At 38.6% G+C, this 18,014-nt stretch carries 16 protein-coding genes; 13 read left to right on the top strand and 3 right to left on the bottom strand.

Annotated elements, in window-relative coordinates; all coding sequences use genetic code 11:
- Positions 1-28 precede the first annotated feature (28 nt).
- The 13 genes from VM932_RS11765 to VM932_RS11705 all read left to right on the top strand — a co-directional run bounded on the left by VM932_RS11765 (position 29) and on the right by VM932_RS11705 (position 14,346).
- Positions 29-826: an O-antigen ligase family protein gene (locus VM932_RS11765; RefSeq protein WP_326278982.1), complete on the top strand. Its 798-nt coding sequence runs from the start codon at positions 29-31 to the stop codon at positions 824-826.
- Positions 807-1,730, top strand: coding sequence for an ATP-grasp fold amidoligase family protein (locus VM932_RS11760; protein ID WP_326278981.1), 924 nt, complete (start codon positions 807-809; stop codon positions 1,728-1,730). Before VM932_RS11765 ends, VM932_RS11760 begins: the two co-directional genes overlap by 20 nt.
- Positions 1,727-2,308, top strand: a complete 582-nt coding sequence (locus tag VM932_RS11755) for a serine O-acetyltransferase (RefSeq protein ID WP_326278980.1) — start codon at positions 1,727-1,729, stop codon at positions 2,306-2,308. Before VM932_RS11760 ends, VM932_RS11755 begins: the two co-directional genes overlap by 4 nt.
- Positions 2,309-2,390: 82 nt before the next feature.
- Positions 2,391-3,440, top strand: coding sequence for a glycosyltransferase (locus tag VM932_RS11750; RefSeq protein WP_326278979.1), 1,050 nt, complete (start codon positions 2,391-2,393; stop codon positions 3,438-3,440).
- Positions 3,441-3,445: 5 nt separating this feature from the next.
- A complete protein-coding gene (locus tag VM932_RS11745) occupies positions 3,446-4,594 on the top strand; it encodes a glycosyltransferase family 1 protein (RefSeq protein WP_326278978.1) in 1,149 nt (382 codons plus the stop codon).
- 3 nt (positions 4,595-4,597) lie between these two features.
- Positions 4,598-6,508: an asparagine synthase (glutamine-hydrolyzing) gene (asnB, locus tag VM932_RS11740; protein ID WP_326278977.1), complete on the top strand. Its 1,911-nt coding sequence runs from the start codon at positions 4,598-4,600 to the stop codon at positions 6,506-6,508.
- Positions 6,508-7,677 carry a glycosyltransferase family 4 protein gene (locus VM932_RS11735; protein WP_326278976.1) on the top strand — a complete coding sequence of 390 codons (1,170 nt, stop codon included), beginning with the start codon at positions 6,508-6,510 and terminating at the stop codon, positions 7,675-7,677. The genes asnB and VM932_RS11735 overlap by 1 nt, the downstream gene beginning before the upstream one ends.
- A gap of 696 nt (positions 7,678-8,373) precedes the next feature.
- Complete coding sequence (locus tag VM932_RS11730; RefSeq protein ID WP_326278975.1) at positions 8,374-9,027, top strand: sugar transferase; 654 nt, start codon at positions 8,374-8,376, stop codon at positions 9,025-9,027.
- Complete coding sequence (locus VM932_RS11725) at positions 9,008-9,880, top strand: 1-aminocyclopropane-1-carboxylate deaminase/D-cysteine desulfhydrase (RefSeq protein ID WP_326278974.1); 873 nt, start codon at positions 9,008-9,010, stop codon at positions 9,878-9,880. The genes VM932_RS11730 and VM932_RS11725 overlap by 20 nt, the downstream gene beginning before the upstream one ends.
- Complete coding sequence (locus VM932_RS11720; RefSeq protein ID WP_326278973.1) at positions 9,877-10,896, top strand: GNAT family N-acetyltransferase; 1,020 nt, start codon at positions 9,877-9,879, stop codon at positions 10,894-10,896. Before VM932_RS11725 ends, VM932_RS11720 begins: the two co-directional genes overlap by 4 nt.
- Before the next feature lie 11 nt (positions 10,897-10,907).
- Positions 10,908-11,930 (top strand): ATP-grasp domain-containing protein, encoded by a 1,023-nt coding sequence (locus tag VM932_RS11715; protein ID WP_326278972.1) that lies wholly within the window; start codon positions 10,908-10,910, stop codon positions 11,928-11,930.
- Positions 11,931-11,968: 38 nt separating this feature from the next.
- Positions 11,969-13,276, top strand: a complete 1,308-nt coding sequence (locus VM932_RS11710) for a phenylacetate--CoA ligase family protein (protein ID WP_326278971.1) — start codon at positions 11,969-11,971, stop codon at positions 13,274-13,276.
- Between the two features lie 29 nt (positions 13,277-13,305).
- Positions 13,306-14,346: a sugar-transfer associated ATP-grasp domain-containing protein gene (locus VM932_RS11705; RefSeq protein WP_326278970.1), complete on the top strand. Its 1,041-nt coding sequence runs from the start codon at positions 13,306-13,308 to the stop codon at positions 14,344-14,346.
- Here VM932_RS11705 and VM932_RS11700 read toward each other — a convergent pair.
- The 3 genes from VM932_RS11700 to VM932_RS11690 all read right to left on the bottom strand — a co-directional run bounded on the left by VM932_RS11700 (position 14,339) and on the right by VM932_RS11690 (position 17,704).
- Positions 14,339-15,625, bottom strand: coding sequence for a phenylacetate--CoA ligase family protein (locus VM932_RS11700; RefSeq protein ID WP_326278969.1), 1,287 nt, complete (start codon positions 15,623-15,625; stop codon positions 14,339-14,341). The genes VM932_RS11705 and VM932_RS11700 overlap by 8 nt on opposite strands.
- 80 nt (positions 15,626-15,705) lie before the next feature.
- Positions 15,706-16,668: an SGNH/GDSL hydrolase family protein gene (locus VM932_RS11695; RefSeq protein WP_326278968.1), complete on the bottom strand. Its 963-nt coding sequence runs from the start codon at positions 16,666-16,668 to the stop codon at positions 15,706-15,708.
- Between the two features lie 4 nt (positions 16,669-16,672).
- A complete protein-coding gene (locus VM932_RS11690) occupies positions 16,673-17,704 on the bottom strand; it encodes an MBOAT family O-acyltransferase (protein ID WP_326278967.1) in 1,032 nt (343 codons plus the stop codon).
- Positions 17,705-18,014 lie beyond the last annotated feature (310 nt).

Here is an 18,014-nt window from a genome sequence, read left to right as displayed (position 1 = left end):
ATCAATCTGTTTGATATTCCTATGGAACATGCAACTTGACTTAGATTACTTTTCAAGTGACATTAGCTGGGGACTGGATAGGGCTTCCGGGCTATATGGTGATGCCAACAATGCTTGTTTGGTATCGATTATTTCCTACGTGTTTTTAAAGTTCACCGACTTTGGTAACCTACCTTTTAAATCCTTGATAAAACTTATATTAACCTTGCTGATTTCCTATTCGGTCATCCTAACTTTTTCTACCACCGGATATCTGGTCTTTGTATTCGTTGTGATCTTGTGTAACTATAAATACTTATCAAAAAGGAACATCCTTGCCTCAATGTTTGCATTGCCCCTACTGTACCTTATCATCATAAACCTGACTTGGCTTACTGCAGGTCTTAATCTTAATGAACGACAGCAGTCTAAAATCGTTAATTTTGAAAACATATTTTCCTTTAAATTTGATCAGATTGACAATTCAGGAAGATTTGAGCATATAGACAATGTAATAGGAAAGTTATATGAAAATCCTTTCTTCGGGCATGGGTTTGATTTTGGCCTTAACCACCTTACCCATAATACGTACCTGAACATCTGGTTGGAATCGGGAATAATTGGGTTACTTGTTTTGATCGTTGTACTGGCCATCTATTTTTCAAGGGCAATCAAAGTCGAAAAAAAAACCAAGTATTTCTCCCTGGCAATTTTGTTTGCCGTTTCTATATTTATGCTGAGCCTTCAAACTGTGATAAACCAACCCTACATCATGGTAGTTCTCACTTATGTGGGCGTATTGATTGATAAGGGTCTAATTAAAAAAAATGATGAAAGATTTTCTTAGAAAATATTATAACAATTCAAGAATTGGGTTTTATCTCCTAAAACCCGTGGTCATTGTTTACCATATCTTTTTAATGGATAAATACCTTAGTCAAAAAGCTTACCTGAAAAAGAAGTTCAAGAAATATTTTGGGTACGATATTGATTTTCGAAACCCGAGAACACTGAACGAGAAAATCAATTGGCTAAAATTAAACGATAGGAACCCACTTATGGGCCAAGCAGCGGACAAATATGCCGTAAGGTCCTATATAAAGGAGAAAATCGGTGAGGAGTATCTGGTACCTCTGGATTATACCACTTTGAATCCGAGCGATATCAAACCTAAAAACCTTCCGGACCACCCCTGCATTATAAAGGTCAACCATAACAGTTCAGGTGGTATTATTGTTAGGGACAAATGGGGTGATGTGGATTGGAACTATATCAAGAACACCTTGCGATGGAATATGTCCGAGAACTATTACTGGAACGGTAGAGAACCCCAATACAGACATATTAAACCACGTATAATCGTGGAAAAGCTGCTAATGGATGATAAAGGAAACATACCTTTTGACTACAAGCTCCACTTTTTCAACGGAAAAATAGCTTTTGTACAAGTAGATTCCGATCGACTTACAGACCATAAAAGAAACCTGTACACGGCAGATTGGGAGTTTATCGAGTGCGAATGGGAGTACAAAAAGGGCTTATTTATAGACGAGCCTCCCACCTACAGAAAAATGGTGGAGCTTGGAACGGTCATATCACAGGATTTCACTTATGTACGAGTAGATTTCTATGCGTTGGGCGATGAGGTCTATTTTGGAGAGTTGACCTTTCACTCAGATGGAGGTATTGGGCCATTCAGGCCAGAAAAATATGATTTGCAATTTGGAGAAATGTTGAAACTACCACAATGATTCAATCTAAACATGATTTAAACAAATACCTTAAGGAAGATGCCATTGCCTTGGGTATACGGGAGAACGGCCTAAAATCAAAACTGAAACAGCTTATTGTTCCCAACCATATTTGGAAGTTTCAAAAAATACTCCGAAAAGTGGAATACTATAAAAATTGCGGTTCCACAGGTTTAAAAATATTACTGTTTCTCTACTATAAGATTAAATTCAGGAACATTTCCATCAAACTTGGCTTTTCAATTCCGGAAAATGTTTTTGGCCCTGGTTTGGCCATTGTGCATTATGGTACCATTGTTGTCAATAACAATGCAAGGATAGGTGCCAATTGTAGAATCCATGCCTGCACCAATATTGGAGCCTCAGGGGGTTCTCCCAAGGCACCACAAATTGGGGACAATGTTTACATAGGGCCTGGCGCCAAAATCTATGGCGATATTAACATTGGCAACAACATAGCTATTGGTGCAAATGCCACTGTCTTTAAATCTTTTGAGGAGCCCAATATCATGATTGCGGGAAATCCAGGAAAGAAAATAAAGGAAATCGACATAAAAAAAATAATAAAACATATTTGATAAGGGTAAGCATACGTTATATAAGCAGGTTAATTCTGTCTTTCAAAAGACATTTCCTCAATATATCTCGTCAATAGATAGTATGACACAAAAAAAGATAATTTTTGTATTGCCTACATTAACCGCTGGAGGCGCTGAAAGAGTGCTCTCATATATCGCACAGCACATTGATAAAAAACGCTTCAAATCCACCTTATTGATACTTGGGAATGAAAAGGACGCCGCCTTCAATGTGGAGGGTATTGAATTGATTTTCTTCAACAAGGAAAGAGTACTTCATGCGGTTCCCAAATTATTCGCCTTTATTTTAAAAGAGAAACCCGATTATATCCTAAGTTCCATTGGCCACCTCAATACCGTGCTCGGACTAATGGCATTTTTCTTTGGAAAAACCAAAGTCTTTATTCGTGAAGCAAGCGTAATCAGCAGTATAAGCCAATTTTCAAAAAAGAGCAGCTACAGAGGACGATTGGCTAAAATAGCCTACCATCAAGTTTCAGGAATAATCTGCCAATCCACAGACATGGCCACCGATTTTGGCGAAAGGTATCCAAAGGTAAAAGGGAAGATTGTGACCATTGCCAACCCACTTACTTCAAAACTCCAATTAAAAAGTGTAGAAAATGATTCGCATACACTAAAGGTCATTACAATTGGCAGGCTAAGTAAAGAAAAGGGACAGGCAAGGTTGTTAAAAATTCTGTCAAAGCTCAAAAGGGATTTCCACTATACAATTCTCGGGGACGGTCCCCAAAAAGAGGAACTGCTAAAAATGGCCGATTCCCTTGGGCTTATGGGAAAGATTACCTTTGTAAATCACAGTAAAGACATTCAGAGCTATTTGGAACAAAACGATCTTTTTCTGCAAGGATCCTATGTGGAAGGTTTTCCAAATACAGTATTGGAGAGTTGCATGGTAGGAACCCCTGTACTGGCATTCAACGTGCCGGGGGGAACCAAGGAAATTATTACGCACAATGAAAACGGTTTTTTGGTGGATGATGAGGATAGTTATTTGAAGTGTCTTGAAAGCCATAAATACATTCCTCCTGCCCAAATCAGGGAATCTGTTATTTCAAAATTTGAGGCCAAGAAGATTCTTGGACAATACGAAAATCTATTTAAACCTTAGGGTACATGGAAGCCAAACCAATAAGAATTCTACATGTTTTAACCATAATGAACCGGGGAGGTGCAGAAACCATGGTCATGAACTATTATCGGAACATTAACCGAGAATTGGTTCAATTTGACTTTTTGCTCCATAGAAAGGAAACCGGCGCTTTTGATAATGAAATCTTGTCCCTTGGAGGAAAAATTTACAGAATGCCCTCCATTTCCCCTAGAAACTACTTCAAGTACCAAAAGGAACTGGAACAATTTTTTGATGAGCACCCCGAATACCAAGTTGTGCATTCCCATCTAAATGCATTGAGCTCCATTATTTTTAAGGTGGCCAAGAAAAAAGGTATAAAAACACGGATTGCCCATAGTCATCTAGCGGTTGAACCCTTTGTGTTTCTAAAGGTATTCAAACCAAACACCGATATTAAAGCCACTATCAAGGATAGTACACAATCACTTATCCGTAGAAGGATAAGACATCTATCCACCCACTATTTTGCGTGTGGGGAAAAGGCCGGAGACTGGTTGTTCGGAAAATCCAACAGGGATAAGGTGAAGATTATAAACAATGCAGTAAATGCCAAAGATTTTCTATACAACTCTGAAATCCGAAAAAAAGTTCAAAATGAGTTGGGACTGGAGGACAGAAAAATCATTGGGCACGTGGGACGTTTTAACGAGCAAAAAAATCATTTTCTCCTCATTGATATTTTCCATCGACTTTTACAGAAAAACCCTAACTGTACATTGCTATTGGTCGGAGGTGGTAATCTAAAATCAAAGGTTCAGCATAAGGTAGGACAGCTGGGAATCACCAAAGAAGTGGTCTTTTTAGGCCTTAGGGATGATATCCCAGAACTATTGCAAGTCTTTGATCTCTTTTTGTTCCCTTCTCTTTATGAAGGGCTTCCCGTTACCCTTATCGAAGCGCAGGCTTCGGGATTGAAAATTGTAGCTTCAGATACCATCACCAATGAAGTGGACATAACTGGTTTGATCACGTTCTGTGGCTTAACAGACCCAATTGACCATTGGGCCGAAGAAGTTGACAAAAATCTAACCTATAAACGCAAGAATATGTTGAGCAGCATCGTTCAAGGGCAATATGATATTGTTGAAAACGCAAAAAACTTACAGGAGTTTTATTTAAAAATATATTGATAAATGTGCGGCATTAACGGATTTATTAGTTACGAAAAAACCTTATCCAAAAAAGAATCGGTTTCTAGGATAAACCACATGAATGACCTGATTGTTCATCGGGGGCCGGATGACGATGGCATATTCCATAAAAATAATGGTACCACTACGATTGCCATGGGTATGCGCAGGTTGTCCATTATTGACCTTCATTCCGGGAAGCAGCCTATTTTTTCAGAAGACAGACAATTGGTAATTGTTTTCAATGGGGAAATATACAATTACCTTGAACTAAAGGAAGAGCTTATAAGCAATGGCATAACCTTCAAGACCAACAGCGACACGGAGGTTATTTTAAAACTATATGAGAATTATGGGGTATCATCTTTTAAAAGGTTGGATGGTATGTTCGCCTTTAGTATCTACGACAAAGGTCTGAACAAAGTATTTATTGCCCGTGATTTTTTTGGCGAAAAACCGCTTTACTATATACAGAGTAATGGATGTTTTATATGGGCATCGGAATTAAAGTCCATAACCAATGATGCAGCCACCCCTCTAAAAATAGACAAAGTAGGGCTCAACCTTTATCTTAGACTAACCTATATCCCAGCGCCGTATAGTATTTATGAAGGTGTTCATAAGCTCCCCCCCTACTCTTATATAACCTACGACCTCTCAAAAAACAGTTATGTCGTAAACCAGATAGAGACCGAGGCTTATCCTGAAAAAACCAACTCAAAAATTAGTTTGGGTGAGGCCAAGACCAAGGTAAAAAGCCTAGTAACGGACAGCGTTGTTTCCCGATCTATTTCGGATGTTCCCCTCGGCACCTTCCTTTCCGGTGGTGTTGACTCATCCATAGTTTCTTTATGCCTGTCCCAATACAAATCGGAACCCATTGAAACATTTTCAATAGGCTTTAAGAAAAAGTCTTTTGATGAAACCGATAAATCCCAGTTGGTTGCCAAGATGATTCATAGCAACCATCATGAATTTATTATTGACGAAAAGGACATCGAAGAAGATTTGCATCAAATCTTGAACAATTTTGATGAACCTTTCGCAGATTCATCCGCGCTCCCTACGTATTTGGTATCCAAAAAAACCAGGGAGCATGTAACGGTTGCACTTACTGGAGATGGTGGTGATGAAGTTTTTGGGGGTTACAATAAGTACTACATGGGCAAATTCAATAGCCGGTATACAAGTTGGGTCCCAAAATCGCTCCATAGCATTGTTAAAAATACAAGTATGCCCTTTCTAAAAACATCTAATGACAACAGGGGCAAAAGATATCGAATCAAACGATTACTGAACTCATTTGACTATAATGGAGGTTTTTATTGGGATATTATCTCTTTAGGATATACCAACGGTGAACTCAATGAATATTTGCTTTCCGAAAACCAAGTTGCTACACCGTTCAAAATATACAAAGACACCTTGGGTATTGATGCCCCTAAAAGTTTGACCGATTTTCGGTTGGTTGATCGCCATATAAGCCTTGAAGGAGATATGCTGGTCAAAGTGGACAGAACCAGTATGCTGAACTCACTTGAATGTAGGGCTCCCTTTCTTAACAAGCAGTTATGGAACTATGTAAACACGCTTCCCGAAAACTTCTTGTTGAACGGGTGGAACAAAAAGTTTCTGCTAAAAGAAGCATTCAAGGATGAGTTCCCGGAAGGCTTCCTAGACAAGTCGAAAAGTGGCTTCGGAGCCCCAGTAGGGGATTGGCTCAAAACCTCCCTTAGCGCAGAGTTAAAATCATATATAGAAACTGACAAACTGGAGAGACAAGGCATTTTTAATGTGGAGACGATTACCAAACTCGTCAGGGAACATTTGTCCGGAACTGTAGATAACACGTTTAAAGTTTGGACTTTTTATTGTTTCCAAAAGTGGTATTTCAACACGTATATACCTAAATAATGGCTAAACCAAAATTGATAAGAATAACTACGGTCCCCGCATCATTGGGTGGACTATTGGAGGGGCAGCTAAAGTTTATGACCCAATATTACGATGTAGTGGGAATAGCATCTTCTCGAAACGGCGGGTTGACCAAAGTTGGAAAGAAAGAAAACATTAGGGTAATTCCCGTTCAGATGACCCGTAAAATAACACCTGTTCAAGATTTTAAGGCCGTATGGCAACTGTACAAAATCTTTAAAAGAGAAAAGCCATTCATGGTTCATACACATACTCCCAAAGCTGGTACATTGGGTATGATGGCTGCATATCTGGCCAAGGTTCCACACAGATTGCATACGGTGGCGGGCATGCCTCTCCTTGTGGCTAAAGGACGAAAACGAAAATTGCTCGACTTGGTCGAAAAAATCACGTATTGGTGTGCCACAAAAGTTTATCCCAATTCTTTTGGACTCAAGGACATAATACTTGAAAACAATTTTACGACCGAGAAGAAACTAAAGGTAATCGGAAATGGAAGTTCCAATGGTATTGACACTGAACATTTTAACAATAAACTATACAGCAAAGAAGATAAATTGAACCTGCGGAATTCTTTGGGCATCAAGGAAAGTGATTTTGTTTTTCTTTATGTGGGGAGAGTTGTCAAGGACAAAGGCGTAAACGAACTTATTGAAGCCTTCAAACTTCTCACAAAAAAAGGGGTGGAAAACTGTAAGCTGGTCCTACTCGGTACGTTCGAAGATGAATTGGATCCCATCTCGCCCGAAGCAAGGGAGGAAATTGACTTCAATCCCAATATCATCTACATGGGGTGGCAATCGGATGTGCGTCCCTATTTTAGCATTTCAGATGTCTTTGTCTTTCCAAGTTATAGAGAGGGATTCCCAAATGTTGTAATGCAGGCCGGGGCAATGGGAATTCCTAGCATAGTAACCAACATCAATGGTTGCAATGAAATTATAATCCCAAACCAAAACGGGGTGATCATTCCCGTCCAAGACGCCCAATCCCTGTTTGAATCCATGAAATTGTTCTACGAAAACCATTTTTGTCAAGATCCAAAATTTGATTATGACCCAGAAAAAATCAGGAAATTAATCGTGGAAGGCTATAACAGAAAAGTGATTTGGGAAGCGATTCGAAAAGAGTATGACTCCTTGAATTAAACAACACATCTTCCCCCAACAATCAATCAACCGTTAAGCGTATCGGCAATACGGTAATAAGCTGGTTAACGTTTTGTCCATTTTATCTTGGTTTTAATCTATAAAATTGACTTAACATAATTGTATCAAGTAATTTCACCTAATAACTTAAATCATTTTCCAACCAATACCCCATGGGGAATTTAAAAATCAACCTCAGAAAAGTTAAGAGGTTTTTTATACGCAAGTACAGGAATTCAACCTTCATGGTCCCAAAAATATTTACGTTATCCCTATTCCCAAAAAACGAACACCAAGACAACCCTTCCATAGGTTTCTTGATTACGCTGTGGTTTATTTGGAGCGGTGGAATTCCCTGGGTACAAAATTGAAATTGGATATGACCATAAAAGTTTGCAGATAAAACTCGTTTTATAATTTCCCCCAAACATTTTGACACGAAGCAGTAAAAAAAAATTAATGAAAATTGTAAACAGAAGACACTTAATGAAATGAAAAAAAAAGTTAAAAACAAGATTAGGGTTTGGCAAATATAAATTTTAGGGATGTTAATGATATATATAGATCAGATAATAAAAAAGGAAGCTAAATTTGAATGATCCATATATGGTAATACCATATCGTTTTTAAACTGATTTATAAGGCTAGGGCTTATGGTCGGCCAATAGTAATTACACATTTTTTATTTAACAACCCATGTACAGAAATTTTCTGAAAAGAATCATTGACTTTATCCTGTCCTTAATTGGACTCCTTATCCTGCTCCCAGTTTTTACAACCATTTACATGATTCTGTGGTTCACCAATAAAAGGCAACCCTTTTATTTTCAAAGTAGACCGGGAAAAAATGAAAAAGTATTTAAAATTATAAAATTCAAGTCCATGAGTGATTTCGTTGACTCTTCTGGTGATTTGCTTCCAGATGCGGATCGGCTTACACCAATTGGCAGTTTTTTGAGAAAAAGTTCATTGGATGAAATCCCCCAACTCATCAATGTCATCAAAGGAGATATGAGCTTGGTAGGCCCAAGACCCCTTCGAGTTCGCTATCTCCCCTATTATACAGAAAAAGAAAAAATAAGACATAATGTTAGGCCAGGAATAACCGGCTTGGCACAAGTATCCGGACGCAACAAACTAAACTGGGACCAAAAATTGGCTCTTGACGTAAAATATGTGGAAAACATGACATTTTGGGCAGATTTTATAATTCTACTGAAAACAGTAAAAAAAATCTTCCATGTTTCCAATGATGAAATTGTCATAGATCTAGAGATGGATGCACTGGATACATACCGAATTAACCAAAGAAAACCAAATACCAACACCATTGATACAAAGAATAAATGACCAGATATCAGTTTTTCGAGATGATGTCTATCCTAGTTTAGGGGGCGGTAATAAAGCAAGGAAAATGATGGCATTGGATGCCAAAATAAAAGAACTGGGGCATAATGCCCTTGTAACCACTGGTGGTGTTCAATCCAACCATTGTAGGGCCGTTGCACTGTATTCCAAAAAAAACAAACTGGAATGTACCCTAGTACTGCACGGGGATAAAAACCGAATACTATCCGAATCCGGAAATGCAAAGATCATGAGAGAAAGCGGTGCCACGTTGGTATTTTGCGATTCATCTGAAATTTCAGATCATATGGACGCGGCCATGCAACAATACATTAAAAAAGGGCTGAACCCGCTTTATATTTACGGTGGTGGACATACGCTTGAAGCAGGTCATTGTTACATCACGGAGCTGGAAAAGCTTTTGGAAAACAACTACAAGCCCGACTATATATTCTTGGCCTCAGGTTCCGGAACAACACAATCAGGCCTTCTTGCTGGGGTTTCCAAAAAAAATGTGGATATCAAGATAGTGGGCATTTCAGTTGGAAGAGCCTCCGAAAGAGCCCAAAATATCGTGGGAAAGTTTTACAACGAACTATGTGATGAATACTATATCGAAAAAAATGAAATATCCATTGTGGTGGATGATTCTTTTTTATCCGGTGGTTATGAAAAATATAATGCTGACATCAAGGAAATAGCCGATGACTCATTGATGAATTATGGCTTTGCGCTTGATACTACCTATACCGCAAAAGCCTTTTATGGTATGCTCAAGACCATAGAACAAAAGAAAATTACAGGCCAGGTTTTGTTCTGGTACACTGGGGGAATTTATAATTATTTAGCCAAATGATCGAACTAATCAAAAAAAAGAAGGAATGGGACACGTGGGTTTCAAATATGGATTTTTTTGATTTTTACCATACGTATGATTATCACACCCTGTTCTTGGAAGAAGATACGGAAGCTGTACTGATAGCCTACAAAGAAGGTGATGTCCAAATTGGCATCCCCATGATCAAAAGGAATTTGGAGAATGGTTATTACGACCTTACATCCGTGCATGGTTATCTTGGGCCAATGTACAAAAAACTGAACCCTGGATTTAACAACGAAGATTTTTTGGGCGAATTGAAAAATCTATTGCTTGAGAAAAATATTGTGTCCGTTTTTTCCAAGCTCAATCCCTATATTCCGCATCAGGGCCAAATTTTAAAAGGCTGCGGCAATATTGAAAAAGTAGGGGAATTGGTGTATTTTCTTCAAACAGATAGTGAAACTGACCAGTACTCAGCCTATAACAGGAATACAAGACAGTCATTAAAAAAGCTGAAAAAGTCTTGTGAAGTAAAACTTGGTGATTTCAGCAAAGATATGGATACCTTTATCTCTTACTATTACAAAAGCTTGGATAGGCTCAAGGCCAAACCACGGTTCTATTTTAAAAAGAATTATTTCAACCATCTAGCCCAATCCGTTTTTTCCAAATCAGAGATTTTATTCGCCGTCAATAGTGAAACCCAACAAATAATGGCCGGTGTACTGGTTATACAGACCAACAACATAGCCCAGGTGGAACTGGCATTCATTGCCGAGGAGTTTTTTAAGTGCAGTCCTTTACGATTGCTATTTGATGAATGTAGAAAGCGATACAAAAACATGGACATCAAGGTACTCAATTTGGGTGGAGGTCGAGGTGGAAGGGAAGGTTCCCTAATGAGGTTCAAATCTTCCTTCTCTAAGAAATATGCAGATTTTCAGGTTTGGAAATACATAGTCATTCCTGACGTTTACCATAGTATGGTAAGCACTGAACAAAAAAACCATGAGTCCAATTTTTTCCCAAAGTATAGACTAAAAACAGCTTAATCCCAAGTACTATGAACATCCTTTTTACCTGTGCCGGGCGCAGAAATTACTTGATCAATTACTTTAAAAGTGCACTTAACGGTCATGGAAAAGTTGTGGCTGTAGACATGCAGCTTTCCGCCCCTGCCCTGGTAGATGCCGATATAGCCAAAGTCGTGCCCAGCATATATGATGAAAACTATATTTCTTCCATAATTGCCATTGTAGAGGAACAGAACATCAATGCCATAATTTCCCTAAATGACCTTGAACTGCCCATTTTGGCCGAGAATAAGGAAAAGTTGGAAACTTTAGGGGTCAAGGTTCTTATTTCGCCGGAAAGCACAATTGATATCTGTTTCGATAAATGGAAGACATATCATTTTTTTAAAGAAAATGGAATCAATACCCCGCTTACGTTCATTAACATTGCCACTGCCAAGAAAGCCTTGGAAAAAAATGAACTAAAATTTCCCCTGATCGTGAAGCCTAGGTGGGGAAGTGCTTCCATAGGCATAGATATTGTACATTCGGAAGAAGAACTGGAACTCTCCTACCAGCTACAGCATTTAAAGGTAAGCCAGTCCATATTGGGTACGGTTAGTGCCACGGATGCCCAGAACTCCATCATGATACAGGAAAAGCTCAATGGCGAGGAATTTGGTGTGGATATCTTGAACAACTTTGAGGGTGAGTTCTATGGTTCCTTTGTTCGAAAAAAACTTGCCATGCGTTCCGGAGAGACGGACAAGGCCGTTTCCGTCATCAATGCAGATTATAACAAAGTGGCAGAGAAAGTTGGAAGGGCCACCAAGCACATTGGAAATATGGACTGTGATTTTTTTGTGGTGGACGGAGAAGTATATTTCCTGGAAATGAACCCGCGCTTTGGCGGTGGGTATCCATTTTCCCACGAAGCGGGAATCAATACTCCTGCCATTTACCTCGCTTGGTTGAACCATGAGTCAAACATGGACCAATTCAATAGGTTCAAGGATGGATTGGCCTTTTCAAAATTTGATAATCTCATGCCCATTCCACAAGAAAATATCTAATCTACACGGATTCCTGCACTTTTAAAATATTTAAAGAAATGAACATATTATCTTCAGTTAGGAAAAATCTGTTTTGGACGATGGACTCCATAAAGGGAGGTGCCATTAAAAAGCATTATCGCGAAATAGGGTTTGTAAATCAAAACGAGACGGATAAAAAAGCCATTGAAGTACACCAAAAGAATCTTGAAAAAGCGCTGGTACATGCCATTGCAACAACACCATTTTACAAAGCCTTGGGGATTTCCGCCAATCTAAAGGAGTTCCCTGTCGTCAATAAGGATATGGTCCGTAATGCCTATGAGGATTTCAAATCGGAAATGTTCAAGGACAAATCCAACATCCCGGTATTCACTGGAGGATCCACAGGAACACCATTCAAGCTTTTTCATAATACCGATAAAAGGAAACGGCATTCGGCGGATAACATTTATTATGCGGAAAGTGGCGGATATGGTTTGGGCAATAGGTTATACCTTATTAGAGCATGGCATAAAAGAAATAAGAATTCTTTGCTTTTCATCCAGAGAAACATGAAGCTTTATGGCATAGTCAACTATACCGATAAGGACATGGAAAAATTGCTTAACGACTTTAGGAACGACCCCTCCGAAAAATGTGTGGTTTGCTTTGCTTCCATGTGCGATATCTTGGTCAACTATCTCGATTCGAAAAATTCAGGACCTTTGACAGACCTCCGTATCAAATCCATAATAACGGATGGTGATGCCCTGAGCAAATCCACCAAGGACAAAATGCAATATTATTTCAATACCTCCACAGTGGCCAGATATGGAAACATGGAATGTGGTATTATGGGACAGCAACCTTATTCCGGATCGTATGATTACGATTTGAACTGGGGCAGCTTCCATTTTGAGCTTTTGGACTTAAAAGAAGACAAACCTGCCAAACCAAGGGAACTGGGAAGGATAGTGGTAACAGATCTGTTCAACTATTGCATGCCGTTGATACGTTATGACACCGGTGATTTGGCCAGTACAACCGAAACCATTACCTCCCCTTCCGACTTTTTTAGGTTCAACAGGATAGAAGGAAGAAAAGTTGACTTGATCTATGACACTTCGGGAAGAACCATATCTCCATACATGGTGGTGCAAAAACTATCGGAATACAGAGATCTAAAACAGTTTCAATTCGTTCAGAAAGGCGAAGGTGAATATATATTTAGGTTAAACCCTTGGACTGTATTCTCCAGAGAACATAAATTGATTTCGGACAGCAAAACGTATTTGGGGGAAGACGCGAACATTACCATTGAGTATGTAGAGGAAATCCCGTTACTTTCATCAGGAAAAAGAAAGCAGGTATTGAACGAAATGTAACATCAGGGTAAACACTAATAATAAAGAGAATGGGTTTTAAGGGTATAACATCATTTTTTAAAGGGTTCCTGAAAGAAAAGGATAAAAAGAGCTATTCCCGGATTGCTTATGAATTTATTCACCTTGCCATTATCCACAAACAGATTCCCTACCATTATTTTTCGAGATTTCTCTATAGAAACGATTTTAAGGAGTACAAAGATTTTATTCCTATTAAGACCTATTTTGGGCTGATCGGTTCTGAAAAAATCCATGACCCCCTCTATGTAAATATCCTTGGTAATAAAATTTTCTTTGAGTTGTTCTGCAATCAATTTCAGGTACCTAGACCGGTCATGACCAGTTATAACAGGAATGGGGCCTTTTACCACAATGACAGTGCCACCAATGTACAGTCAAATGACGGGTTGGTTGCATTCTTTTCAAATATTTTCAAGGATGCCAAAGCATCCGAAATTATCCTCAAAAGTACTAATACCAAAGGGGGTGCCGGAATATTCATACTCGCTAAGAAATCTTTCAGGGAACAAATACAAGAAGTTGGGCATCTTATTCTTTCCGGGACTTATGTACATCAAGAATGGCTAGAGCAACACCAAGAAATAAACAAAATATATCCCCACAGCATCAATACCATCCGTTTGGATATTGCCATTGACCACAAGGGCAAAGAACATCTCCTCGGCAGTGTCATGCGTTTTGGACAAGGGGGAAATAAGATTGACAATAGATCCAAAGGAGGCTTTTTTGTTTCAATAGATCAAAATGGTTGTTTGATGCGCAAGGGATACCCACAAAGAGTGTATGGAAGCAAGGAATTAGTGAATCATCCCGACACTGGGTTTGAGTTCAACGGTTTTAAAGTGCCCTACTATGAAGAGGCAAAGGCTTTGGCACTTCATATGAGTCAATTGATTCCCAATAGAGTGGTGGGATGGGATATAGCCATTACCCCTGATGGACCAATGGTGGTTGAGGGCAATCACGATTCCAACATTGCCATGTCTGAAGTTGCTTATGGAGGTTATCTAAAGCACCCCGTGGTTAAGAATCTAGTGTCTGCTATGTAGTTTCGTTGACGATAATCTTTCGCTTACCAGATTTTAATAGTGGAATTTCGGAGACATATTCCACGGACACATGGGCATCTTCACCCAAGTATTCCTTAAAGAAGGCTATGAATTCCCCTTCCCTATCAAATCTTCCGGTACTATTTACTTTGAATAGATAGTTCTTATTTTTCCGCTGAATCAGTTGAACCTGCTCTAGTTCCGGATAACGGTATAAATTGGTATGAATGATGAAATGACTTATGATCTCTCCTTTGGTATTGGTCAAAATATCTGTAATTCTTCCCTGTACCAATGAAAACTCGGGAAAGCCATTGGGTCCAATTTTCATAGTGGCAACATCACCTGTGTCATATCGTATCATGGGAGTAGCCAAGTTAAAAAGATCAGTGACCACTATCCTTCCCAACTCCCCCATATCCGCTGGATCATCGGAATCTATCTTTAAAAGCTCTACATAGTAACTGGCCCAATTAATGTCAAACTCCTTTCTATTGGGCATTTGTTGGGCAATAATACCGTTTTCAACATTGGAATACCTTGAAACGATGGGACATTTAAAATAATACTCCATCTTTTCTCTTGTGTAAAGATCCAAAGACTCTGACATGGCAATAATGGACGTAACATTACAATCCAATGGAGGGTAGTTCCCTTTATCCAAATAATTACAAATTTTTGAAAATGCGGAAGAATAGGCCAACCATCCTTTTCTTTGTTTGTCTTTTGTCAACTTCTTAAAGAAGCTCTCTAAAAAAGTATCATTGATTTCTTCCACATCCAATTGGTCCACATTCTGTATCCAAGCCAAAATTTCAGGCTTTTTATAATATGCTGCCCACAGCCTTAGATACAGTAATCTATCACCAATGGCAAAGCCGGATTTCATGGCAAAGTAAATAGTATCAGCGGTATTCCTTCGCCTTTTACCTTCAGATTGATATATCTTGAACGGGGTTCCGGTTGAGCCACTTGTGCTTACGGAAAATCTCCCCCCCCCTATGGACTCTGGCAACGTAATCTCATCAAAATTTTGCTTGATGATACTTTTGTTCACCACGGGAAAATCCTGTAAGGATTCATATCCCTTGTATGTTCCGTAAAATTTTGAGTGGTTGACCGCAGTGTCCAAAAGACGGCCCAAAACCGGTTGGTTTTGTTCTTGAAGCAGTTTATAGTCTAAATCAAATAACTCTTCAATATTCTTGAGATTGTCGCGTATAACATTGCCTTTGACTTTATCCAGTAACCAGAATAATTCACTCCTAAAGTTGATCATGTACTAAATACTTAGGGTTATACACTAATTGAACCAGTTTCTCATTGCAAATTTATTTCTACAACTCAAACATATAAATATTATTCCTTTGAAAACACTTTTTGAAGATAGGTACTTATTTCAGCAGCAATAATTTTCCTTCCTGTATGGTTCCAATGACGGTCATAAATCAATGTGGTCCTTCTATGTCCCCCTGCTTCTTCAAAGGGAACTGAAAAGTCTATCACATTTATATGTTCTTGTTTAAGGTAAGCCAAAAAATCACTGTTGGTGATTCTACTATCCAATAGAATCGCAGTCTTGCTTTTGTCAAATCCATACTTGGAAACCAAACTCTTGAAATTTTCCAAATACAGGCTATCCCTATCTATCTTGGGCTTATCCTTTGGTGCTCCCTGTTGGTTGTCTCCTCCTGCGAGCATTCCATTTTTCAGGGAGTTCAGCTTCTGATGTAAGTTCTTTACGGGATCCAAAATTCCGATGTTCAACAAGTAAACCACCAATTTGGAGTGTCTCAATAACGGAAAAAGCGGTTCTCTGGGAATAAATTCATATTCTGGTCTCTTTAGGTCATTTTCGTATTTCACATATAAAATGACGTAGTCTACTTTATCAAACTTTTCACGATTTGCATGAATTAGATAGAGTTGATCGGCCAAATCATTTGATGAATGTCCATATTCATAGACCTCAACATTATCCAATTTGTTTTCAACCTGTTTTCCAATCGAATTGTAATAATTTTGGTGAAACCCCTCAATATACGAATCCCCAATGATTGCAATCTCTGTCTTGTTGTCAGTAGGTTTAAACTCCCTATACGAATTGTAACCTGAGCTATTAATGTGGTATTCCGCAAAATTCTGTCTCCGATTTCCATATACCGTATAACCATTTTGACCGGGAACCCATTTAAGTATTCCGTCCTTTGCCACATATCTTTCGGGCAGGTCATTGTGCAAATGAAAAACACGAACCAAACCTTCCAATACCATTAAAATCAGAATTCCATAAATCAATATGTTCTTAAAAAGCCTAATCATAATACTAGAATTGAAAATATATGAAAGATCTATCAAATCCACTGTCGTAAAATAGCAGAATAGCAAATATAACCACTGTGTAGACGACAAACCTAACTACCTTTGATTTAAACTTGAACGGATTTCTTTCATCCTTTCTGATTCGGTATTCGTAAAGTACAAAAGCCGCCAATAATATAAAATAGTCGAGCATTCGATATCCATTGGGGTGTTCATAGGGTACAAATTGGAAATCGGTAAAGATTCTTGAAATAAAATTAAATGAATCGGTCAAGGACTCTGACCTAAAGAAAATCCTTGAAAAGGTCACAATGCCAAAAGTCAGTATGAGTTGACCCAATTCAACAAACGATGGGAAAAAAGAATTCTCCCCTACTACGCTATCCTTATATATGGTATTCCTACCCATCAAAAAAACGGGGATATAAGCCAATGCATGGAAAGCCCCCCAAAAAATAAAGGTCCAGTTTGCCCCATGCCAAAAACCACTTACCAAGAAAATAATGCAAATGTTTCTTATCGCCCTTGACTGACTAACCCGTGAACCTCCCAAAGGAATGTACACATAATGCCTGAACCAGGTCGAAAGTGATATGTGCCATCGTTGCCAATATTCAGCAACGTTCCTTGAAAAGTTAGGGAACTTGAAATTGGACATCAACTCCACTCCGAACAATTTGGCCGTACCTATGGCGATATCCGAATACCCGCTAAAATCCCCATACACTTGAAAACTAAACAGAGTTACCCCTAGAATCAAGGTTGATGATGGGTAGGTTTCGTAGTTCAAGAATATATCGTCCACAATAGGGGCTATTCCATCAGCAACAACCATTTTCTTGAAAAGACCCCAAAGAACAAGCTTTAGTCCACTAACTATTTGATCATAGTTAAAGGTCCTTTTATTGGTTATCTGATGTAAAAGGTTCGAAGCCCTTTCAATGGGTCCCGCCACCAATTGAGGGAAAAATGCGACAAATGTCGCAAAGGATAAGAAATCATGACAAGGTTTTATCCTTTTGTAATAAACATCCATTGAGTAAGACATTGTCTGGAAGGTATAAAAAGATATACCGACAGGTAGAATTATTCGCAAGGTCCATGTACTCTTGATAGAATAACCCAACATCTCAAAAAGATCTACAAACGAATCAACAAAAAAGTTGTAGTATTTAAAAAATCCAAGTAACGATATATTAAAGACAACACTTATCCATAACCACAATTTCTGTCTACTTCTATCGCCTTCATTTTTGTGGATCATTAAACCCACAAAGTAATCCACAAAAGTACTGGCGATAATCAGAAAAAGAAATCTCCAGTCCCAAAGACCGTAGAAATAATAA

Origin of the sequence: Flagellimonas halotolerans (assembly GCF_035818535.1) — a bacterium.
GTDB lineage: Bacteria > Bacteroidota > Bacteroidia > Flavobacteriales > Flavobacteriaceae > Flagellimonas > Flagellimonas halotolerans.
This window is presented reverse-complemented; position numbering and strand designations above follow the sequence as displayed.